The organism is Paenibacillus sp. BIHB 4019, assembly GCF_002741035.1.
Lineage (GTDB): Bacteria > Bacillota > Bacilli > Paenibacillales > Paenibacillaceae > Pristimantibacillus.
The window spans coordinates 3,492,963-3,515,253 of sequence record NZ_CP016808.1 but is presented as its reverse complement, the minus strand read 5'-3'; the positions used below and the strand labels follow the sequence as shown (position 1 = coordinate 3,515,253).

Sequence of the window (22,291 nt, the reverse complement as noted above, 5' to 3'; positions counted from 1 at the left end):
TGTGTGTAGAGTAGAATGCGTACCGTATCAAAATTTTTCTACTCTTATAAAGCTTGCTACATTACGCTTAAGGACGTGAGCGTTTTTTTCTAAGCAATATAGCTCCGAGGGCAATTAATGCAGCACCTGCGAGCTGAATTGGCAATTGACTGGACTCACCTGTCTTCGGAAGTGTGCCTTGGTTATTCGGTGCTGGCTTATTTCCAGCTCCATCTTCATCCGAATCCTCCACTACCCCGAGCGGGATTTCATCCACATCAATTTCAAACAAAATTTCCTCTTCGTTGCCGTCAGTATCTTTTACAATAATGGAGAAATCATCTTTGCCTGTATAGCCTGGATCAGGCGTATATACCCATTTTCCATTGTCGTCAACCGTTACTTGTCCATGCTCCGGTTGCTTGCCAACGTCCACATTTCCACCTTTTGGCACGTCAACTTTACCTTCAACTGGCGTATTTTCCTGTGTCTTATCTTTCTCTACGACAGGAGTCGCTGTTGGCGCTGGTGTCGGTGTGCCTGACTGCTCAGGACTTGGTACAACCGGCGTCGGTGTCGCTGTTGGCGTCTCCGTTACAACAGGAGTCGGTGTAGGAGACGGTGTCACTGTTGGCGTCGGTGTAGGTGTCGGCGTTGGTACTGATGGGTTGCCTGAATTGCCACCTGGACTAGTTGGCTTATAAATAAGTCCAAGGTCAATCGTCAAGTCTTCCCAGCCACGAGGCGCTCCTTCACCAATAACGATAATTTCTGTGTATTCATCTACCTGTTTGTTTGAATCTTCCTCAGCAGAAACACCGTCTGCCTCAGCCTTCGTTACAATATACCCGACTGGCACAATAAATTTCACAAAATATTGTCCGCCTGGCAATTGATCAAACAAATAGTAACCAGGATTTCCACTCGCATCATTTGCCGTAGTAGTTTCTCCAATTTGTACTTTGTTTTGATCAAAAAGCTGTACGGTAACGCCATTTTGTCCGTCCGCAGCCAGTTCATCTTGCTTGCCGTTGTCATTACGGTCAAACCATACATAATTGCCAATAACCCCTTTGGCAACTACGCCAAGGTCAATCGTATGATCAACCCAGCCAGCCGTTTCATTAATCACGATTTTGGCTGTTATGCCGTCTGCATCCGTTGCGTTGGAATCAAGAGCTGCGTTCGCTCCTTGCTCCGCGCTTGTTTTCACATAATCGCTTGGCAAAACGAATTGAACATAATATTCGCCTGCAAGCAAATTATCGAACAAATAATAACCCGGCTTGCCGCTTTCATCATTCGCTGTTGTAGTTTCAGCTACAGGCGTACCTGTGCTGCTGCCTTTATACAGCTTCACTACAATGCCATTAATTCCGTCTTTCTCATCTTCGTTCTGCAAGCCATCACGGTTGCGGTCGAGCCATACATAATTCCCGATTTCGCCGCGTGGAACAAGACCCAAATCAATCGTCAGATCATTCCAGCCTGCTGGTCCAATCGTAATGACCTCGGTTATGCCTTGGCCATCCGTTTTGTTGGAATCCACATCTGCCGCTCCAGCTTCCGGCTTCGTTACGCCGTATTCTGCCGGAATGATGAACTGGACATGATAATCGCCTTGCGGCAGTCCAGCAAACAAATAAAATCCTGGCTTGCCATTTTCATCATGCGTCACGGTCTCAGCCAATACATGGTTTGCATCGTCATAAAGCTTAACGATAATGCCATTGATGCCTGTTTCCGCTGCATCTTGCAGCCCATCTTCATTACGGTCAAGCCATACATAGTTGCCGATAGTGCCACGCTCATCTGAAACGACAGGTATTTCATGCTCAGCCGTCACTGGCGGCGTTTCATCCGATACCGCTTTAGCCACATTGATAATGGAAGCCGCTGCTGTATCTACTGATGTTACTTGATAGGAATACGTAAATTCCTTCGATTCCCCAGATTTTAGCGATGGAATGCTCGGTATGCCGGAAACTTTCGTATCGGTAATCACAACATTCGTTAAATCGCGTTTGCCTGTATTCGTTACTTTAACCGTGTAGTTAATCCAGCTTCCTGCTGCTGTATCGGATACAGCGACTGCACTGCCTCTTTTCTCAATCTTAAGCCCTGCTGTCGGAATGCTAGCCTCATCCTTAATTGGATCAGGGGATTCATTGTAATATACAGTTGCTACATTATCCAAATCTGTCAAATCCAAATCCGCACTCGTGACGCGGTATACGCCTTCAAGCGTCAATCCCGCTCCTGCTGCAAGATTTTTAATGACAATAGACGGATTTGTTCCGCTGTTAGCTAGCTGGCCAATAATGTCTGGTCTGTCATGGCTGCCGCCATTCAAGGCAATTTCCTCGCCATTATACGTCAGCTTAGTAAACGCAAAGCCGGCTTGCAGTCTATCAAGCGCATCTGAAATTTTAAAATTATGCAAAGTAACAGAAGATGTATTTTTCAAAGAAAGCTTATAATGCACATCGTTTCCTACCACTACATATTGCTGCGATGGAGCAATTGTGGAGGAGCCTTGCGTCACGCTCGTAATTTCTTTCTCAAACGTGATGGAAGGGTATGAGTCGCCAGTAGGTGATGCTGTTTCGATTAAGCCCAAATCGATTGTCGGAATTTTACCAGCAGTACCCAAGCTGATCGTATCCGTACGATATGGCGTATAACCGTCTACTGTGGCGCCTTTCGTTACCAGGTTGGAGTCATTGTCATTCGTATGGCTTGGATCTGCGCCATGCACATTAGCTGTTGTCGGCATGTAGCGATCTGGCAGCACAAACTCTACGAAATAATTGCCTGCCTCAAGTCCCTGGAACAAATAGTAGCCTGGGCTTCCATTGTAATGATAGCCTGTCTTGCTTGACTTGAACGGTGTCGTTTCGCCCGCTTTGTACAGATTTACGGTAATGCCGTTAATACCTGCACCTTGGCCGCTGTCGCCTGGATATTCTTCATCCTGCGTGCCATCACGGTTGCTGTCGAACCAGACAAAATTGCCGATTTCGCCCAGCGGTACATGCTCGTCGTTCGGGTGAATCAGGAAGCCGACTTTGTTAGGCGCTGTTGGAAGCATTTTGCTGCCTTCATCATTGCCTGCACCGATTTCTGTTGCTTGAATGGCAAAAGAGTTCCAAGCTACTTCATTTGTCGGTGCTCCTACAGGGGCATCCATTTTCCAATCCAATACGATATAGTCGCCTGGCGCAAGTCCAGATGCTCCATCACTGCCTACAATGTTCGACAGTTGGAAGTAGAGCGACTTAATGTCTGTCAAATCATCCTTTTGGTAATTTCCTTGTTCGATCCAGCCTTGCTTGCTGTCATTCACATTCGTGAAATTGACAACCTGCTCCTGATTAACCGACTTGCTGTAATACGCGGACAGCGTGTAGCTTACCGTTCTGCTTCCCGCTGCCGCTGAGGATGTAAAGGTTTTATTGCCGGAAGAGAGTACTTCCGCTAGGTTAGGCTGCCATTGGGAGCCCCTAGCTTCATAAGGCGAACCGCTGTTGACGCGCAGTGCATTATCGCCTACATGCGGCAAAATATCCAGCACATCAATGACGCCGAGTCTCGTATTGCCGCTATTGCGAACTGCCAATCTGTAATCCGCTGTTCCGCCTTCATACGTTACGCTGTAGCGCGGGTACTCGGTGTATTCGATATCGCCATCATAATCAAATGGCTGTACAGGAATAGCTGGTTCTCCATCATACGTAGCATCATCTGATGCCCGGAAAATAGGCTCCAAATCGCCTTGATTCCATTTTGTCGACTGGACGAGCGATGCTTTGCGTACCGTTACATTTGCTGAGGCATGAACAAAAAATTCATCCGTTCCCGCCGTTGGATCAAAGCCTATAACTGTATCTTTAATCGTATTGTTGCGTGTTTGCCACGCTGGCAAACTTTGCGGATTATCCTGTGCGGAATCTCCTGTATGCCAGAACTCTGTATTTGGATCGCTTGTTGTAATATACATATCGTTCGTGTAGGTAGTACCTTGAGGCGTACCAGCACGAACCTCGCCTTTATAGCCGATTTCAAAGCTTGTTCCTGGAGCAAAAGAGGTGCCGTCGGACCATGACCATTTCACAAGGGTCCGTCCCGTACCGTTCCAGTTTTTATCTACAAGCTCCAGCTCTGGAGCACTTGCTCCAGCAGGCGTTCCCGTAAATGTAAACGAGGCTGCCAATGCCGCAGCAGGATCAGCTATTTTAGGATTCGTGTAATAATCAAAGCTTGTTGGCAATAGATCATAGACAACTGGATTAATATAAGGTCCCGTTGCTTTAATATCGTTGCGGACCGTAAGCGTGAACGGCACCGTGCTGAGTGGACGGAAATTTCCCGCGCCAATTGCTTTATTAGCTACAAGCCATGGCTTCTCATTGTTGATGTTGAAATCTGCCTGAGCCGTTTTCTGAGGCTTGTCATCCCATTGGCCCGGAATGGTAACATTCAGCGCTTGATAATCCAGCGTGACTTGATTCGTTACTTGATCGCCGTGGACGACAGGGGCGTTCGTGCCATTAGCAAAATCTCTAACGGTCCCTGTAATTTCAATGCCGCCAATTGTACCGCCTGGAGCTAGGGTGCTGAATGACCACTCCAAGGCAACCAAAAATTCGCCAGCATTTAGCACAATGCGGTTCGTACCAGCTGTCGTGCTCACTGCAATTGTGCCGTTAGGGGCAAGGCTTCCGCTATACGCATGCCAAGTTTCAGTCGTACCATCGCTAGTTTTATAACGAAGCTGGGAAGTGAACACATTTGGCATTTTAATGCTGCTGTAGTCCATTTCCGCAGGCAGCACATCTGTCAATACCAGGTTCGACAAAGAGGTATTTACATTCGTTCCGGTATTGCTGATGCCGCCGATGTTGAACTTCTGTGTTTGGCCATGCCAGCGATACTGGTAAACGCGCGACTTGGTTAGTCCGGAAACGCCAGATACTGGCTCTCCGAATTTAGTCGTCACATCAGCGTCAGGATCAGTGACCGAGCCGCCTCCCTCGAGCGTATAGCCGCTCAATATTTCAACATTATTTTTGCGTTCCAGCGGTGCTCCAGTCGAATGACCATACCCTAAATCATCAGGGAAGGTGACCGATACTTTCGCTTCGAAAGATTGTCCGGAAGCAAGCTCAATATTCGACCAAGTGATCGTGCGAGCTGTTGAATCATAGACTCCGCCTTCTGTTGAACTCACATATACAGCATCTGGCGGCAGCGTATCGACTAACGTCGCATTTTTCAAGCTGCCAGGGTTAGCATTGCCTGCTTCGCCTTTAATGCCTACCGTATACTCAACCGCTCCGCCAATAATCGGAACAGTGCTGCCAAATCCAGTAGCTTGGCTCTTATAAGCCCACCACTTGTCGTAGGTTGAAGCAGTTGGCGTCGCCGTCGGTGTTGCTGTCGGCGTTGGTGTAGCTACCGGATTCGGGTCCGCGTTAATCGTTACATTCGCCGATGCCGTTGTACTTTCTGCTGAATCAACGAGTGTAATCGTCGCCGTATTCGTCGTAGGCACAACCGAGCTTGAGCCAGTCGGCTTCGCTTTCACGGGAATTTCCAGCTTCACTGAAGTACCGGAAGGCAATGGATGTGCATTGACGGTTAGCGTTTGGCCGTTTTTCGTATCCCAGCCTCCGTCCTCCCAGCCATCTACAATTTCAAACTGTGCCGGTACTGTATCAACAATCGTTACATTCTTACCGACATGAGTCGCTCCATCTGCCTGATACAAGATCGTATACTTGAAGGTATCTCCTACATTAACGGTGCTCACACTGGCTGTCTTTGTAAAAGTCAGCCCTGTAATCGGGCCTGCTGCCTGTGCGGGTGCTGCGAATGGCTGTAATGCAGCTTGCAGCAGCAAAACGAGCAGCATGATCCAGGAAATCTTGTGCCTGATCGCTCTCTGTCTACTTGCGGGCATCTCATCAATCCTCTCTTTTTCTCTATCTCCTCTAGTTGCTCTCTTGTTGTGAATACCGATCATGCCTAGTACAAAAGCATTACCTTACGAATACCACGTCTTTTTCCATCCTCTTCCTCCTTATATTCAAATAAGAAAATTATATCCAGCCAAACTGTACAAAAACTTTACAAGCCTCCCCTTCACTCGTCAGCCTAAATAACAGCAAAAAAAGCTTCATCCATCCCTTAAAGGATAGACGAAGCTTCTGTGTGTACCTATTGAGTTTTATGTGTTTATTTCCGTTTAATAAACTTTAGCAGCCGTATAACGCGAGCTGTCTTTAATCATTTTGCCCGCTTTCTTGCTGTTCTTCAGGCCAGCATCAAGCGTCGTATCGATTGTGATCCATTTGCCGTCCAAATATACTTCATTCCAGGCATGATAATTCGATACATCGGACGCTTTGCCTGTCACCATCTTGGCCGGAATGTCCAAGCTGCGAAGCATGCCCGCCATTAATGCAGCATAGCCGTAGCAAATATCTTTCTGCGAATTAAATGTACGATCGATTTGAGGCAAATAATCGTTAGTCACCTTAGCCGCGAGCTGATGATCGTAAGAAATATTCGCTACAATGTAATTGTAAACCGCCGTTACCTTCTCGGTATCCGTCTTTGCACCCTTAGTCAGTTCCAATGCTTTCTTAACCGCTTTGCTGTTGCTGCTCCAATCAATATTTTGAATGGAGTTCAAATAGACGAGGCTGCTGTCACTCAAATTCAAGGTAACTTTGCCTGTTTGAACTGCTCTATATTTATTGGTTCCACTTACGTTTTCCAATAATGTAATCGTATAATCTCCATTGCCCAGTTGAAGCGCGAACCACTCTTCTGTCTGGCTTGCCCGGAGCGCATACGTATAATTTTTGCCGTCTTTGGCTACAACCAGCCTTGTATCTACACCCGACTTGACCTCATAACGAATACCGATGCTTCCTTTATCCACATTGGATTCATCGAGCCAGCTTGTCCCAGCTGCTGCTGCCACTTGAGCAGTTGCTTGAGGGAACACGGACAGAAGCAATGCAAGCAAAATCATAACCGTTAAACTTTTGCGCATAAAAAAAACTCCCTTCGGTGGCTAGGCTGCCATCTAATAATAGAGAAGGCCCTTTAGCTTTGCGTCCCTGCCTTTCGACAGGTTTGCCGTTATCGTGTAAAGTTTTGTAAGTGGTGTTAGGTAGAAAAACTACCTTATATTAAACTATGATTATCTCTAGTATATACCCATTATTTGCAATAAACAATACGTTAAACCTTTTTTTATTTCCAGGCTGAGGCTTGTATTTTCTGGTTTTTCTTCTTCCATCTCCGCTTTAACCGTTTCATAAAAGGCTCTTCCTTCCGCTCTTTAAGCATGCCCTTTACGTCTCTTAGCAGGAGCATATACCGCATTTCATCTTCGTGCTTCAAGCTTTGAAATTCTTTCAAATGTTCCGCGCCCATCTCACTTCAACTCCATCATGCGTTTTATCAATCCTATGTCGGTTGATAAAATTCCGATACCCGAAACAGCGATTAGCTGCTTTTGACCGTGTAAAATTTTTGGAATCTCCAAAACTTCCTTGGTCCTGTCGACAAATAAAGCCACGCAAAAAAATCACGAATACCATCATCTACGATTCCCTCATTATAACGATAAAGCTGACGCTGGTAGTTTAGGCGGCAGATCTCCACCCCGTCCCACCAAAAAGAAAACGTGTTCCGCTTATCATCATGCTCCAGAGTAATCATAAATTTCCCTTCCGAAAGCTGAAAATACTGCTTGTCATAAAAAAACAAAGGCCCCTCAGAAGTAGCTGTAATGCCAATGAAATGACCTCTATGATGGGTATAAAAGCCACGAACGATGGTGTAATCGGTCATTTGATGCAAATTCAGCTGTCGTAGGTGCTGGGCTCCCTCGCTTATACAGCAAGCCAGCTCAGGATAGCGAAAATGGCGAATGACGTTCATTTGCCGCTTCCCGGTTATCATCATCTTCTTCAACCATTCCTTTTGGACATGCTATTTTTTTGAAAATGAAGCTCATAAAGCTTGTCCGTCTCCATTTTCACCTACTCCTCTATTATAAATAGGGCATCTCTACAATTTCTCGACAAAATCTCTGTTTAATCTCGCAAAACTTACAAAATAATAGGCCGCATAGAATATTGAATTTTTATTCCTCCGACAGCCAGTCTACAAACTATTAACGCCGCTTTTCCAATCTTTGTACCATTCTGTAATGTAGGCGCTTGGCTGCTCATTCAATTCCTCCATCAGCGCGGCGGTTAAAGCATGGTACTGCTGATTAACCATAAGATGATTCCCTTTAGACGCATACAGCTGCATTAAGGCAAAATAAGCCTCTTCCGCCTGCGCATGCTCCTCGATAATTCGAATATATCCAGCAATCGCTTTATCCAGCTGGCCATGCTCGACATGCCAAGCTTCCAAGCGGTAGGAAGTATTCAGCCACAGACGCTTCAGGCGCTGGCGTTCGCTCTCCGCCCACCAATAATCATAATCCTTTAAATAATCGCCTCGATAAAAATTCATAGCCTCCTCGTATTCCGCAAGGGTTGCCGCCGCTAGCGGCGGTGCAGCAGCAATACCTCTCTCCCATTCCTCCACATCCAGCACAACCTGATTCAGCGTCAATATGTATCCTTCTGTTGTATTGGCGATGTGAAAACACTTTCCAAACTGATCAAGCGTTTTCCTAATATGGTACACCGTCGTATACAGCTGGGCATATATTTTCTCCGTCCCATTATCGGGCCATAGCAAATCGATTAATAGCGATTTCCTTACCAGTTGTTCGCGATGCTGGAGCAAATACAGAAACAGCTCCTGCGCCTTCGTCGTGCGCCAACGTATGGCTGCATCCTTTTTTCCAGAAAATTCGACACTGAACTGCCCTAGCAGCTGCAAAATCAGGTACTGCTCCTCATTCGTTTTTTCCACTTGCTGCACGGCCTGCCCTGTATCCTTCACATGGAAGTCCAGCCGCTTCTGAATCCGTTCCATCGTTTTCATTAACCTCTCAGGATGGATCGGCTTGACGACATAATCCAGCGCATTCAGCTCAAAAGCTTTCACTGCATATTCATCATAAGCGGTTACAAATACGATATTCAGCTCTGGTCTTACCTCCAGCAGTTGCTCGGCAAGCGCTATGCCACTGACTTCGGGCAAATTAATATCCAAAAATACAACATCCGGCAGATCAAGCAAAATCCGCTCTTTCCCTGCCATTGGATCCTCATATTTCCCCAGAACCTCTACGTTATTTAGTTTCACGAGTTGCCGCTCCAAGTAATCCAAAGCGAGGCTTTCATCATCTACAAGGATAACCTTCATGCTTGACTCCTTTAATATACGAAATAACCACTCGTTCACAAACTCTGCCATGCTGACAACAATTATAATGCAGTTAAATAGTTGCCGCAATCATTTGGCATGAATAGTCGTTACAAATTCAGGAAAATTTACATAGCAAAAAAAGCAGCAAGCGTTAAACCTAAGCCAGGTTAAACGCTTGCTGCACTTGCGATTTGCGGTTTTGGTTTTGCCTATAGGCAAAACTTGCAGCGATAACAGATGGAATGCACGCTCCAGCTGCTTTGCTAGAGAGTCTACCAGGCGTTGACGCCCAGTTGTTCAATCGTTGCTTGAATAAAAGCCGGCTCGTCCTCTGGCGTACGGGAGGTAATCAAATTACGGTCAACTACGACTTCCTCATTGCGAAAATGCCCCCCGGCTGCCTGCACTTCCTGCTCCAGCTCTGGATAAGCCGTCAGCGTGCGTCCCTGCAGCACACCAGCCTCCGCCAAAATTTGCGGACCATGACAAATGGCAGCGATAGTAATGCCTTTTTCATCAGCCTCTTTGACAAAAGCTTGCACGGCCGCATCTTCCTTCAAATGGGAAGGCGATGCGCCGCCAGGAATAATAATCGCCGCATAATCGCTCGCCTTCGCCTCATTAATCGCAAGATGCGATTTATAGGCAACTGTGCCCTGCTTGCCCTTTAATTCCTCATTGCTGCGCAAGCTTATAATAACCGCTTCATGGCCATTTTTCACCATCTCATCATACGGATTTTGCATTTCTGAATCTTCAAAGCCATCGGCCAGCAGAAAAGCCACCTTCTTCATTTGCGTCATCATTTACACGCTCCTTCTTGTTTGGGCTCTATGTTACTTTACCCTAAAAAAAGGTTTCGCAAACAAATCCTGACGCTCAGATGCCATTAACGATACACAAGCATCCTCCCGCAATAGTCGCATTCCTCGCTTTGCATTGGACGCAGCAATTTACTAGCACCGCAGCCTGGGCAGCTGATTGTTTTCGGCATGGACGGCGGGGCAGGCGGGGGCGGAGGTCCTTGCCTTGCATTATGGTGTTCTGTCTGCTCTACTAAACGGGCAGCTGCTGCCGCTTGCTCCTCCGCTTCCCTGGCAGATTTCCTCGCTTGCTCCTCATTTTCAGCAAGACTTTTCTCATGCAATAGCTCTTGTCTTGCGATATGCAATTCAAGCTCTAATGAATCAATCGCTTCCTTATGCTTTTTTTGGACAGATTTACGGTTCGAATAGCGCAAACCAAGGTACACTCCGATCCATGCTGGGAAAACGAAAATCAAGGAATAAAGAAGAATATAAAACATTAATTCTTCCCGATTTGGAGTCGATATTCCATTTTTAATAAAGAAAGCACCAATAACTAACCACACAATTCCGTTTGCATACGAAATCATTTTAGATGAATCGTATCCCTTCCGCATTGCTCATCCCGCCTCTGTATCATCGTCCAGTCTCTTTAATTTAAATGTTGTTCTCGTGCAAGTCTTGCCCTCTTCAGCTCACTTGTTTCGTATTGCATCTCATGCAAACGCTGCTCCAAGCTGGCTGAATACTTCTGTGCTTTTTCCATGTATTCTTTTTGTTTTATTTTATCGACCTTCTCGATCATTGCCGCCAATATAAATATGACTGCCGCTGTTATCCCGAAATATTTCCCGAAAAATAAAGCCTGCTCCGCGAATGAGATCTCTCCTGCTCTATATAAGGGCATATACAGCATGCCATTCACAAGACATCCGATTGCAATTATTTTAAGTACTCCACCCATCCCGCTATCCCCTTTCCCTTTCGTTGCTGCAATCATTTGAGACCATAAGCTGCTATTATATTGAATCTCTTACTCTAGTAAAAAAAGCAGCATCCGTTATACCCGCTATAGGCTAAACGCTTGCTGCTCTTATTTCTCTTTTGAGACCCTCAAATAGGCTGGCTTAAAATTAACTATACACCAGCACCGTTCCGCAATAGTCACATTCCACGCTCTGCATAGGCTGCAGCACCTTTTTTGCTCCACAACCCGGACAGCTGATATTTTTGGGCATGAGGGGTAGTGTTGGCGGAGACGACGATGGAGGTGGAACTGGTGATGTGCGGCTCGCGGCTTCGCGCCTTGCCGCTGCCTCTGTCTCTGCGCGCAAAGCCGCAAGTGTCGCTTCCTTCTCCGCCTCTAGCCTAGCCGCTTCTTCGGCCTCTTCGGCTCGTTCGCGCTCTTCTCTTGCAAGCTCCTGCTCATACTCCAGCTTCTGTAGCTCTATTCGAAACTGGACTAGGTATGGCTCTTGTTCAGCTAAATATTTTTGCTTCCATTTAAAACGCCTATTCTTCCTATCCCCAATGCAATAAAGGGAAATGCCAGGAAATAAAGAGAAGATAATCAAAGTAGCTATGAGTCCATCTAATCCATATCTTGGGGACAATGTATTCGGATATAAGATAAGACCTAAAGCAGCCCAAAATACACCAAATGCCTTGTACCAAAAACCAGCTGCCATTTACATTCACCCCGTCTTTCGCTCAGTAATGCATAGGAGCCTTTACACCTAGCGGTATTCAATACTTGCATGGCAATATTCACAGAGGATCGTTTGTTTAGGCCATAGCATCGTATGGTTTCCACAGCTTGGGCAAGCAACAGACTTTCTCCCTTGCCCTGTGCTGCCCGCAGGAGCCCTGCCTCCCCTTGCTTGCTCTCTCTGCAGCCTTGCATGCCTCATTTCATCGGCCATTTTTTTAGCCTCTAAAGTGTTCTGTTGTATGGTAGCATGGCTCGCCCGAATGTCTGCAACCCATGCGTCATCACGCTTCTTCTCCCCTTTGGCAGAAAAGTAGGCCAACATAAAGAAGAACAAAGAAGGAAGAATCGCTGTAAGTATATATAACCCGACTTTCTGTGAAAATAAGAGCGTGCTTATCCTACCATCGAATTCAAATAACACATTAGTTCCGAATAGCAAAAATCCCACTCCAATTACGCGAAACAGCAAACTCATGAAGCTTTCCCTCTTTCCCAGCAGCAACGCTATTACGTCTCACGCGCAGTAATTTGCTGCTTTTGATAGCTGCCACGGCCTAATATTTGCGTCCCCCGTGCTCTGCACTCGACCAGCAAAGAAGCTATGCTCTGCCAGCAAGTCCATGGCCGCATTCCGGACAAAACTTCTGCCCCGGCTGCACTTCATGGCGGCATGCCGGACATTGCTGGCTGCCGCTGCTGTTGCTGGTTCCGCAGTGCGGACAAAACTTGGCGCTTGCAGCTACTTGCTCCCCGCAGCCTCTGCACGGCCGCGGCAACGTCTCGCCGCAAGCGCTGCAATTGACTGCATCCTCCGCACAATCCGCGCCGCAGCTTGGACAAGGATTATAAGCATCGCCGCAATTAGCGCAGAACTTGGAGTTTTCCCGATGCGGCATCCCGCACTTATCGCAATTATGAATCGGCCTCGGCGCTCCCGCCTGACCGCCAGCGGCGCTGCCAGCAAGCCCTTTGCCGCAGCTGTTGCAAAACTTCGCCTGCGCATCGTTGCGGCTCTGACAGCTTGGACAAACCTGGGCTGCGCCGGCTGCTCCATACAGCTGCTCGCCCAGCTGTCCAAATTGGCTGCCAAATATGCCGCCAATTCCCGCTCCCATGCTAAGCCCGAGGGCTGCGCCCATGACGCCAGCTTGCGAGCTGCCTTCATTTTTCGCTGCGCCCTCCAAGGTGTCGAAGGTACGCTCCTGCTGGTAGTTGTAGCCGATAATGTCCATCTCTGCTTTGCGCGCCAGCGCTTCGCGCAGCCGTTTCAGCGAGGCATCATCCTCCGGCGTACTGATGGAATCAATGAAGAAATTAACGAGCCGAATGCCGAATGGGTGCATCAGCGCCCCAACCCGTTCTTCAACGTGCTTGGAAATTTCGCCGATGTAGGCGTTGATTTCAAGCAGGCTCACTTTTTTGAACACTAGGTAGGAAGAAAGCAGCTCATTAATATTCATCATAATCATGCCGCGCAAATGTTTGGACAGCGTGTCCTGATTAAACACTGGCAGCGTTCCAACCAGCTTGGACAAAAACCGGCGCGAATCCTCAATCGCAATGCCGAACTGGCCGAAAGCCCGAACCGGAATGACAATATTGTATTTCGGGTCCTGCAATTGAATCGGCGACGACGTTCCCCACTTCACATCAAGAGATACCTGCTTGTTCACAAACCACACCTCGGCCGAGAACGGCGATCTCCCGCCAAAAGGAATATTAACCAACTGGTTTAAAATCGGTATATTAAGCGTACTGAGCGTATGCCTGCCGGGCCCGAATAAATCGAGCGCCTGACCGCCCTTGAATAACAGCGCCTCTTGCGTATCATTAACGATTAGCTGCGTCCAAGTTCCTAGCTCCGCATTCGGATATTTCCAAGCGTATACGTCCGGAGAACCGTCGTATTTGACCACCTCTACTATAGCCATTCCCTCTCACCTCTAACATGTTGACTTTTTTTGTCACTCACTAGCAGCTTGGCGATACAGAAGCTATGCTGCAAGAAAAGCTTCGCCTTTTTCACCTTACTATCAAAACTTCTATCTCTATTATTTAATAATAAGAACAATTTTCCTGTTTTTCAACAAAATTATGGTCCATATTCCACAGATTTAAGCTTATTTCTCCAGCATTCGACTTTACTAAGCAAGCCTAACCTAAGAAAAAAGACATGGATCGATAATCCTGCCCCGCCTAGGCCAGTCTATCATCCATGTCTTATCGTTTAGGCTTGCGGCTATACGCCGTATTGCTCGATTTTGATCAAATTCGTCGTACCGGATAAGCCAACAGGCGCTCCTGCCGTAATGACGACAAAATCTCCCTCAGCAAGCAGTCCGGTTTGCTCTGCATCCGCCATTGCCGCATGCAGCAGCTCGTCCGTCGTGCCAGTCTTCGTGCCCTTCACCGGAATAACGCCCCAAAGCAGCGCCAATAGCGGCAAAATTTTCTCGTCGGAAGTAATCGCGATAACTGGCGATTGCGGGCGGTATTTGGATACCATCCGCGCCGTAAAGCCGCTTTCCGTACGAGTAAGAATCGCTTTCGCCTTGAGCTCCAGAGATGAGCTGACAACCGCTTGGCTAATGACTTCTGTAATCGTCGTGGAAGCAAGCTGACGGCGCTCCTGGAAGCCTGCGTAGTAGTCCAATTGGGACTCCGCCTTAAACGCAATAGCAGCCATCGTTGCAACCGATTGAACCGGATATTTCCCCGCAGCCGTCTCGCCGGACAGCATGATGGCATCCGTTCCTTGCATAACCGCACCTGCAACGTCGCTCACTTCTGCGCGCGAAGGACGCGGGTTTACTTGCATGGAATCCAGCATATGGGTCGCAACAATAACAGGCTTGCCTGCTACGTTACACTTATTAATCATGTCGCGCTGCATCGAAGGCACATCCTGAACAGGAATTTCAACACCCAAGTCGCCGCGGGCAACCATAATGCCATCCGAAGCAGCAATGATGGAATCCAGGTTTACGACGCCCTCTTCATTTTCAATTTTCGAAATGATTTGAACGTGACCAGCACCGTGTGCTTGCAGCAGCTCGCGAATTTCCAAAATATCTTCCGCTCTTCTTACGAAGGAAGGCGCAATAATATCGATGTTTTGCTGAATGCCAAAGTGGATATGGCGAATATCGCGCTCTGTTACACCTGGCAGCGTCGTGCGGATGCCCGGCAGGTTAACGCCTTTGCGCGGCTTGATCAGACCGCCGTTTACGATCGTGCAATGTACTTCCGTCGCTTCCACCGATGCCACCTCAAGATCAATCAGGCCATCATCGAGCAAAATCGTATTGCCAGGCTTCACGACAAGCGGAAGCTCGCTATAGTTAACATGAATGCGGCGGCCATTGCCGAGTACTTCTTCCGTCGTCAGCGTCAGCGTCTCGCCAGCCACCAGCATGTAAGAAGCTTCCTCCAGCTTGCCAATCCGTACCTCTGGTCCTTTAATATCCAGCAAAATCGGCACGATTGCATTTTCAGCAGCAGCCGCTTCGCGAATCCGCTCAATACGTCCAGCATGATCCTCCAGTTCCCCGTGCGCCATATTCAGACGCGCCACATTCATCCCCGATCGAATCATTTCCCTTAAAGTATCAACCGAATCACAAGCAGGTCCCATCGTACAAACAATTTTGGTTTTACGCATGAAGTCTCATTCCTCCTGAACATTTATACCCCTATTATAAACCTAGCCGTTTCAATCGACTACGAAATATAGTATTCTAAATGTAATATAGTACTATTAAAGCGTAAACGGCTTTCGCCGTCCTTTGGCGGCAAAGCTTCCGTTTCGAGGGTGGAATATAAGCTGATTATAAGAGTGAAGCTAATGATTTCTTATATTTTTGATAAGGAGGCCGATGGCCCAAATGCTGCAAGTAACAGCGGTTCGACAGGACCGAGGAATGGAATGGTTTTACGAAAAAAACACAAAAAATACGAACGAAGCAGCGTTGATTCTAGTCAGCTATGGGACGGTCGTCTATTGGATTGAGAACGAGAAGGTGATCGCCGAGAAGGGCGACCTGCTCTATATACCGCCGAACCAAGCGTATTACGGAAAATGTGTGCCTACTGTTTTTCATGAGAAGTTTGTTGTTACATTAAGTTTGTCTTCTGCTCCCGTATTGCCGCTGCTTCAGCGCCAGACGTGGGTAAAATCCCGCATTGGCATGTACGACATGCTGCTGGCCCGAATGAAACATCTTCATGCGGAATGGCTGGAGCAAGCCGAGTATGCGCCTATCATCGCCCAAGCTGTCGTAACAGAATGGCTGGCGGTCTGGAATCGCGAATGGAATAAAGGCCCCGCAATGGCCGATACGAATCAGCAGGTAGAGCGTATGAAGCATTATATTTTCAACCATTATCGTGAAAAAATTACGAAGGAAGAGCTCGGCAGCTACATTCAGAAAAGCCCCAACTATGCCGCTACCCTGTTCCGCCGTGTCACTGGGCAAACGATTAGCACCTTCGTTCATGATACGCGGATGAAAAAAGCGATCTATATGCTCGTCGATTCGATGCTGACGGTTGGTGAGGTTGCTGAATTTGTCGGCTATCGCGACGTTTCTTATTTTCAACGGCTGTTCAAGCGTTTTACGGGAAGGACGCCGACCTTTTATATGAAAGAGCGCGCCAAAGCTCAGCCTTAAATCTCCCACTAAATGAAACATTGACATTAATTTCGATAATGATTATCATTCTAGTTGGAGTCAAGAATAGGTTTAGGCCATGCTTGATAATTAGAGATTTCTAGGAGGAAATTATGCTCTCACGTTTTGGATTTCTGAAAGGCAAATCACAGGTTACCCTCATTGCTCTGCTTGCTCTAACGCTGCTCCTTGCAGCTTGCGGAGGGAATGCAGCTACAAACAATACAGCAGGTTCAGCCGCTCCATCCGCCTCGCCGGAAGCAAGCGCTGAAGCCTCCGAGGCTCCTGCAGCAGATAAAGTAGTAACGGATGCTATGGGTCATGAAGTAACCATTCCTGGCAACCCTCAGCGTATTTTGGCTTCTTATTTGGAGGATCCAGTCGTGACGCTTGGCAAAATTCCAGTCGCGCAATGGACTGTTGGAAGCAACAGCATTCAGCAATACTTGCAAGGCAGTCTGAAGGATGTTCCTACGATTGCCTACGACCTTCCAGTAGAAGCTGTGGCAAGCTTCTCTCCCGATTTGATTATCATCGGCGAGGAAAGTGCCGTGCAGAAAGGCCTTTATGAGCAGTATGCCAAAATCGCTCCTACTTATGTGCTCGGAAATGCCACTAATATTGATTGGCGTAAAACACTGCTTACGATTGGCGATTTGCTGAATAATAAAGCAGGCGCTGAGCAAGCGATTGCCGATTACGATCAAAAAGCAGCCGATGCCAAAGCTAAAATTCAAGCGGCAGTCGGCGAGAAATCCGCAGCTGTCTTTTGGCTAACGCAAAAAAACTTCTATATGGTAGATGAGGTCGTATCCAGCGGTGCTGTGCTTTATCAGGATCTCGGTCTCAAAACGCCGAATCTGGTTACAGAAGTGCCCGTAGAAACCCGCGGCAACTGGAACCCCGTATCACTGGAGAAGCTCGCCGAGCTGGATGCCGACTATATTTTCCTGCTCGACAGCGACAAGCAAGCTGGCGATACTTCCATCATTGATGGTCCCATTTGGCAAGGCCTTCCGGCTGTCAAAGCAGGCAACGTCATTGAGCTCGATTCGTCCAGCAGCTGGCTGTACAAAGGCAAAATCGCCAATGGGCAAATCATTGACGATGTATTGAAAGCAATGGTGAAATAAACTATTAATAAGCCAATGGCTTAGAACACGCTGTACGATCGTCCTTGCTGGACGAAGTATGGCGTGTTTTTTCAATTGGGCATCGACTCACAGAGTATGGCGTTTTGCTTGTCCTTTTTTCAACAATAAACACTGTACGCCTGTCCATTTAGCATTATAATAGGAAGTGATGTAATCACTTACATGGAGGTTGATAAACGTATGAGTTCGATCCCTTTGCATAAACGCGGCATTGAAGCGAGCCAGCTTGTTCTCGGCTGTATGCGCTTTGGCGGCGGCTGGAACCGTAATCCGATTGAGGCCGAGCATTTTAAGGAAGGCCATGAAGCCGTCGACGCGGCGCTGGAAATCGGCATCAACATGTATGATCATGCAGACATTTATACGTTCGGCAAAGCCGAGCAAGTTTTCGGCCAAGTGCTGAAGGACCGTCCGGGCCTGCGTGAGCAAATCATTTTGCAATCCAAATGCGGAATTCGCCTGCAAGGCGGCGATGATGATCCGCAGCGCTTTGATTTTTCGGAAAGCCATATATTAAGCAGCGTCGATGGTATTTTGGAGCGGCTGCAAACCGAGTATCTCGACATTTTGCTGCTGCATCGCCCAGATGCGCTTGTTGAGCCAGAGGAAGTAGCCAGCGCGATTTCGAAGCTCAAGGCTTCCGGCAAAGTTCGCGCATTCGGCGTTTCCAATATGAGCCAAGGGCAAATTAAGCTGCTTCGCGCTTATACGGATGAGCCGTTTATCGTGAATCAACTGGAGCTCAGTTTGCTCAAGCATGGATTTATTGATACAGGGCTGCATGTCAATCAGCTTGCTGCGCGCGATAATGTGTTCCCGGAAGGAACGCTTGAGTATTGCCGGATGGAAAATATTCAGCTGCAATCGTGGGGCCCGCTCGCTCAAGGCATCTATTCCGGTGCGCCGCTCGGCGACAGCCCTGAATCGGTTGTTGCAACAGCCGCGCTCGTCGCTGAATTCGCGGAGCGTAAAGATACGACGCCTGAAGCGATCGTACTCGCATGGCTGATGAGACATCCGGCTAACATTCAGCCTGTTATCGGCTCAATCAATCCAAAGCGTATCCTCGCCTGCAAAGATGCCAATACGCTTCGTTTAACGCGCGAAGAATGGTACAGGCTGTATAACTGCTCGCGCGGCAAAGCGCTGCCTTAAGGATTATAAGAACAATGGCACTTATATGTAATTGAAAAAAGCTTCCAACACCACTTTTCGTGGCGGCGGAAGCTTTTTTCTGATTCATAACTTATTATCTTGAATAGTCAACGACTTGAAAATTGCGACTATGTGCGACTTTGCGACAGCTTAAACGCCAGCAGCGCGGAAACGATAAACCTTGCTTGCATAATCGTTATGGAATTGCGGCGTCGCAAGTCCAGCATACAGCAGCTCATCGCCGCCATACGTCTCGCCATTTTCTTGCCATACATAATCGCGGTTTGGATCAAGCCCTTTCAGCACAAAACGGCTCAGCGGCGGATTCGGCTCCTGCAAGACGGATGTGTAGACAGCAAACGCCTCGCTCTTGTCTTTCGAAACGAACATCCATGCGGCAATATTGCCTTCAAATGGGCTGGACAGACGATAGAAATCGCCAAACTGTACGAGATGGCGGACTTCTTTATACAGCGCAATCTGGTCTTTCACCGTTTCCTTCTCATCCTCGGTGAACTTCGTCAAATCCAGCTCATAACCAAAGTTGCCGGACAGTGCCACATTGCCGCGCGTCTCAAGCGGCGTAATGCGGCCAACCTGATGGTTAGGAACAGCCGATACGTGGGAGCCCATCGAGCTAATCGGATAAACGAGGCTCGTGCCATATTGGATTTTCAGCCTCGAAACGGCATCGGTATTATCGCTCGTCCACGTTTGCGGCATGTAATACAGCATGCCCGGATCAAAGCGTCCGCCGCCGCCGGAGCAGCTTTCGAACAAAATATGCGGGAAAGCGGATGTAATGCGCTCCAGCACTTCATAAAGGCCAAGCATGTAACGATGAGCCGTCTCACGCTGGCGCTCGGCTGGAAGCAGTGCAGAGCCAATCTCGGACATATTGCGGTTCATGTCCCATTTTACGTACGTAATCGGCGCGCTAGCGAGCACATCAGAAATCGTTTTAACGATATATTCGCGAACGTCAGCACGGGACAGATCCAAAATCAGCTGATTGCGAGCCTCTGTACGGCGCCTTCCTTCGACATGCAGACACCACTCGGGATGAGCACGATACAGCTCGCTGTTAGGCGATACCATCTCCGGTTCAAACCAAAGGCCGAACTGCATATCCAGATTGCGAATGCGCGCAACTAGATCCTCAAGACCGCCCGGCAGCTTGTTTTTGTCAACGAACCAGTCTCCAAGCGATGAATTGTCGCTATTTCGCTGCCCAAACCAGCCATCGTCGAGCACGAACAGCTCCATGCCCAGCTCCTTGCCAACCTTAGCAATATCCTCAATTTTATCCGCTGTAAAGTTGAAGTAAGTCGCTTCCCAGTTATTGATCAAAATCGGTCTGCTCTCGTCACGGAAGCTGCCGCGGCATAGACGCGAACGATAGAGATCATGGAAGCTGCGGGACATGCCGCCCAGCCCTTCGGAGGAATGCACGAGTACCGCCTCTGGCGTCTGGAATTGCTCGCCTGGCTCCAGTCTCCAATTGAAATCAAACGGATTAATTCCGATAAACAATCTTGCCGCATGGTACTGGTCGACCTCAACGCCTCCTACAAAGTTGCCGCTGTAGACGAGGTTTACCCCATACACATCGCCATGATCCTCTGTCGCCCCTTCAGACAGCAAAGCGATAAATGGATTTTGCGCATGGCTGCTTGCGCCGCGGCGGCTTTCCACCGATTGCAGTCCCGGCTCCAGCTGGCGGCGGTGAATGTAACGCTCGCGCGCCCACGCACCAGACAGCTGAAGCATATCATAATGGTCATTAGGGAGGTCTAAGCTCATGCTAAGCGCCCGAAGCAGCTGCAGCGTGTTCTCGCTGCCATTAATGACACGAGCCGAGCGAGTAATCGCGTTATACGATTCAAATACGGTATAGAGCAGTACGACACGCAGGCCTGAGTAGCTGTCCGCAAGTGTAATTTCAAGCGTCTGTGCCTCGTCTTCGCCTTCTGCATAGACAGACGGCAATCCTTCAAGTGCCGGCTTGCCCTGTACGATCCGGTGAGAATCGTAGCGCAAATCCGTTACCGTCGTTCCGTCAGCAAGCTGTACTTGATATGCCGGATAGCGGAAATCCGAATTGCCGAATGCCGGATATTCCTGCGGCAGCGTATCAAGCGACACTCTTAAATCATCCGCTTCTGTTGAAGGACTGAACGAGCAGCGCTCCTTCAGCTCAAGCAGTCTTCCGAGCTGGCTGCCGCGTACCCGTTTGCCCCAATACACATGTGCCGGGTAAGCGCCTTTCACCAACGCGATCACATAGCTGGTTTCTTTCGATTGCAGATGAAAAAGCTGATTTTGTTCGTCAAAAATAATAGCCATTATTCATTAGCCTCCTTATTATGACCGGTTGTCCCGCTGCTTTCACGCGCCATTAGCGTCGTATTCATCATGACATGCAGCGGAACTTCGCGGCCTTCAATCCGTTCCAAAAGCAGTTGTACTGCTGTCTTGCCCATTTGCTCCGTATACGCCTTGACGCTCGTTAGCGGCGGCTGTACGAAAGCCGATACCTCAATGTCGTCGAAACCGACAATTGCCATTTGCTCCGGCACCTCTACACCGTGCTCATGCAGCGCGCGAAGCGCACCAATTGCCATTGGGTCGCTGCCGACAAAGCATGCAGTAGGACGTTCTTCCAGGCCCAGCAGCCCATTCATCAGCTCATAACCGCTGCCTGTTGTCCATTCCCCGGCAAGCACCCAATCCTTACGCAAAATACCGTGCGACTCCAGCAGGTGCTGCATATGCTTGCGCCGCGGCTCGTCGGCGGCTTGATCTACTCCACCGCCAATGTAGCCAATGCGGCTATGTCCGAGCTCCAGCAGATGCTCCATAACATCCTCAACCGCCTGCTCAAAATTCAAGTTGACCGTGTCATAATGCCGCAGCTTGCCCAGATGGTCAATCATGACGACTTTGTCGCCCTCATACAGCATCCGAACGTCACGCTCTGCGACCCCGCCAACGACAATGAGGCCATCCAGCTGCGGATGAGGCTCCATAGCTCCGCCAATGCGCCATACTTTAACGATGGCGATGCCTAGCTCCTCGCAACGGCGCTCAATTCCTCTGCGAATGGACAGGAAATAAGGATCGATATCCTCATGTTCAAGCGTAAAGCTCAGCAATAAGCCAACTTGCAGCTGTGAACGCTGGCTTTCTTGCTTGAGCCGTTTTAGACGCGATGGCTTATACTGCAACTTTTCCGCTATCGCGAATATGCGTGCACGCGTCTCTTCGCCGACAGCGAGCGTCATATCGTTGTTAAGCACACGTGACACCGTCGCGGCAGACACCTCCGCCATAGCCGCAATTTCTTTAATCGTTGCCATTTCATCCACCACATTCGTTTAGTTAATAAATTTACTAAATAACTCTCGCTTTATTTTAGCAAATTTTTTGGCGCACAACAAGCTTTGCCTCCATGAACGAAAAAAA

The 22,291-nt window shown here is 48.3% G+C and carries 16 protein-coding genes and 1 riboswitch; of the genes, 3 read left to right on the top strand and 13 right to left on the bottom strand.

All coding sequences use genetic code 11. The features are described from left to right. Window positions 1–67: 67 nt before the first annotated feature. From BBD42_RS15010 to pyk, 11 genes are all read right to left on the bottom strand, one after another. A complete protein-coding gene (locus BBD42_RS15010; RefSeq protein WP_172455504.1) occupies window positions 68–5,941 on the bottom strand; it encodes an SdrD B-like domain-containing protein in 5,874 nt (1,957 codons plus the stop codon). Between the two features lie 285 nt (window positions 5,942–6,226). Continuing rightward, window positions 6,227–7,042, bottom strand: coding sequence for a transglutaminase-like domain-containing protein (locus tag BBD42_RS15005; RefSeq protein ID WP_099518800.1), 816 nt, complete (start codon window positions 7,040–7,042; stop codon window positions 6,227–6,229). A gap of 13 nt (window positions 7,043–7,055) precedes the next feature. Further along, window positions 7,056–7,140: riboswitch (cyclic di-GMP riboswitch) on the bottom strand. 360 nt (window positions 7,141–7,500) lie between these two features. Further along, window positions 7,501–7,962, bottom strand: coding sequence for a hypothetical protein (locus BBD42_RS14995; protein ID WP_099518798.1), 462 nt, complete (start codon window positions 7,960–7,962; stop codon window positions 7,501–7,503). Window positions 7,963–8,163: 201 nt separating this feature from the next. Continuing rightward, window positions 8,164–9,327, bottom strand: a complete 1,164-nt coding sequence (locus tag BBD42_RS14990) for a response regulator (protein WP_099518797.1) — start codon at window positions 9,325–9,327, stop codon at window positions 8,164–8,166. A 275-nt stretch (window positions 9,328–9,602) separates the two neighbouring features. Next, window positions 9,603–10,124, bottom strand: coding sequence for a DJ-1/PfpI/YhbO family deglycase/protease (locus BBD42_RS14985; RefSeq protein WP_099521621.1), 522 nt, complete (start codon window positions 10,122–10,124; stop codon window positions 9,603–9,605). A gap of 95 nt (window positions 10,125–10,219) precedes the next feature. Continuing rightward, window positions 10,220–10,753: a hypothetical protein gene (locus BBD42_RS14980; protein WP_099518796.1), complete on the bottom strand. Its 534-nt coding sequence runs from the start codon at window positions 10,751–10,753 to the stop codon at window positions 10,220–10,222. Window positions 10,754–10,788: 35 nt separating this feature from the next. Beyond that, the gene (locus tag BBD42_RS14975; protein WP_099518795.1) at window positions 10,789–11,136 is read right to left on the bottom strand and encodes a hypothetical protein; all 348 of its coding nucleotides are present in this window, start codon (window positions 11,134–11,136) and stop codon (window positions 10,789–10,791) included. 133 nt (window positions 11,137–11,269) lie between these two features. Further along, a complete protein-coding gene (locus tag BBD42_RS14970) occupies window positions 11,270–11,824 on the bottom strand; it encodes a hypothetical protein (protein WP_099518794.1) in 555 nt (184 codons plus the stop codon). 48 nt (window positions 11,825–11,872) lie between these two features. Then, window positions 11,873–12,322 (bottom strand): hypothetical protein, encoded by a 450-nt coding sequence (locus tag BBD42_RS14965; protein WP_099518793.1) that lies wholly within the window; start codon window positions 12,320–12,322, stop codon window positions 11,873–11,875. Between the two features lie 124 nt (window positions 12,323–12,446). Beyond that, on the bottom strand, window positions 12,447–13,778 hold the full coding sequence (locus BBD42_RS14960) for an SPFH domain-containing protein (RefSeq protein WP_099518792.1): 1,332 nt from the start codon (window positions 13,776–13,778) through the stop codon (window positions 12,447–12,449). Window positions 13,779–14,086: 308 nt separating this feature from the next. Beyond that, a complete protein-coding gene (gene pyk / locus BBD42_RS14955) occupies window positions 14,087–15,508 on the bottom strand; it encodes a pyruvate kinase (RefSeq protein ID WP_099518791.1) in 1,422 nt (473 codons plus the stop codon). Window positions 15,509–15,731: 223 nt separating this feature from the next. On the opposite strand from pyk, the gene BBD42_RS14950 reads away from it, so the two are divergent. The 3 genes from BBD42_RS14950 (at window position 15,732) to BBD42_RS14940 (ending at window position 18,826) form a co-directional block, all read left to right on the top strand. Continuing rightward, a complete protein-coding gene (locus BBD42_RS14950; protein ID WP_099518790.1) occupies window positions 15,732–16,517 on the top strand; it encodes an AraC family transcriptional regulator in 786 nt (261 codons plus the stop codon). Between the two features lie 113 nt (window positions 16,518–16,630). Beyond that, window positions 16,631–17,650, top strand: a complete 1,020-nt coding sequence (locus tag BBD42_RS14945; RefSeq protein WP_099518789.1) for an iron-hydroxamate ABC transporter substrate-binding protein — start codon at window positions 16,631–16,633, stop codon at window positions 17,648–17,650. 201 nt (window positions 17,651–17,851) lie between these two features. Next, window positions 17,852–18,826: an aldo/keto reductase gene (locus BBD42_RS14940; RefSeq protein ID WP_099518788.1), complete on the top strand. Its 975-nt coding sequence runs from the start codon at window positions 17,852–17,854 to the stop codon at window positions 18,824–18,826. A 150-nt stretch (window positions 18,827–18,976) separates the two neighbouring features. On the opposite strand, the gene BBD42_RS14935 is transcribed toward BBD42_RS14940, so the two are convergent. Beyond that, window positions 18,977–21,172 (bottom strand): alpha-galactosidase, encoded by a 2,196-nt coding sequence (locus BBD42_RS14935; protein WP_099518787.1) that lies wholly within the window; start codon window positions 21,170–21,172, stop codon window positions 18,977–18,979. Further along, on the bottom strand, window positions 21,172–22,185 hold the full coding sequence (locus BBD42_RS14930) for a LacI family DNA-binding transcriptional regulator (RefSeq protein WP_099518786.1): 1,014 nt from the start codon (window positions 22,183–22,185) through the stop codon (window positions 21,172–21,174). Before BBD42_RS14930 ends, BBD42_RS14935 begins: the two co-directional genes overlap by 1 nt. Between the last annotated feature and the right edge of the window lie 106 nt (window positions 22,186–22,291).

Excerpts from the sequence above, each read along its gene's own strand:
- BBD42_RS15010 (WP_172455504.1), bottom strand. The coding sequence starts at position 5,941 with ATGCCCGCAAGTAGACAGAGAGCGATCAGGCACAAGATTTCCTGGATC.
- BBD42_RS15005 (WP_099518800.1), bottom strand. The coding sequence starts at position 7,042 with ATGCGCAAAAGTTTAACGGTTATGATTTTGCTTGCATTGCTTCTGTCC.
- BBD42_RS14995 (WP_099518798.1), bottom strand. The coding sequence starts at position 7,962 with ATGATGATAACCGGGAAGCGGCAAATGAACGTCATTCGCCATTTTCGC.
- BBD42_RS14990 (WP_099518797.1), bottom strand. The coding sequence starts at position 9,327 with ATGAAGGTTATCCTTGTAGATGATGAAAGCCTCGCTTTGGATTACTTG.
- BBD42_RS14985 (WP_099521621.1), bottom strand. The coding sequence starts at position 10,124 with ATGAAGAAGGTGGCTTTTCTGCTGGCCGATGGCTTTGAAGATTCAGAA.
- BBD42_RS14980 (WP_099518796.1), bottom strand. The coding sequence starts at position 10,753 with ATGCGGAAGGGATACGATTCATCTAAAATGATTTCGTATGCAAACGGA.
- BBD42_RS14975 (WP_099518795.1), bottom strand. The coding sequence starts at position 11,136 with ATGATTGCAGCAACGAAAGGGAAAGGGGATAGCGGGATGGGTGGAGTA.
- BBD42_RS14970 (WP_099518794.1), bottom strand. The coding sequence starts at position 11,824 with ATGGCAGCTGGTTTTTGGTACAAGGCATTTGGTGTATTTTGGGCTGCT.
- BBD42_RS14965 (WP_099518793.1), bottom strand. The coding sequence starts at position 12,322 with ATGAGTTTGCTGTTTCGCGTAATTGGAGTGGGATTTTTGCTATTCGGA.
- BBD42_RS14960 (WP_099518792.1), bottom strand. The coding sequence starts at position 13,778 with ATGGCTATAGTAGAGGTGGTCAAATACGACGGTTCTCCGGACGTATAC.
- pyk (WP_099518791.1), bottom strand. The coding sequence starts at position 15,508 with ATGCGTAAAACCAAAATTGTTTGTACGATGGGACCTGCTTGTGATTCG.
- BBD42_RS14950 (WP_099518790.1), top strand. The coding sequence starts at position 15,732 with ATGCTGCAAGTAACAGCGGTTCGACAGGACCGAGGAATGGAATGGTTT.
- BBD42_RS14945 (WP_099518789.1), top strand. The coding sequence starts at position 16,631 with ATGCTCTCACGTTTTGGATTTCTGAAAGGCAAATCACAGGTTACCCTC.
- BBD42_RS14940 (WP_099518788.1), top strand. The coding sequence starts at position 17,852 with ATGAGTTCGATCCCTTTGCATAAACGCGGCATTGAAGCGAGCCAGCTT.
- BBD42_RS14935 (WP_099518787.1), bottom strand. The coding sequence starts at position 21,172 with ATGGCTATTATTTTTGACGAACAAAATCAGCTTTTTCATCTGCAATCG.
- BBD42_RS14930 (WP_099518786.1), bottom strand. The coding sequence starts at position 22,185 with ATGGCAACGATTAAAGAAATTGCGGCTATGGCGGAGGTGTCTGCCGCG.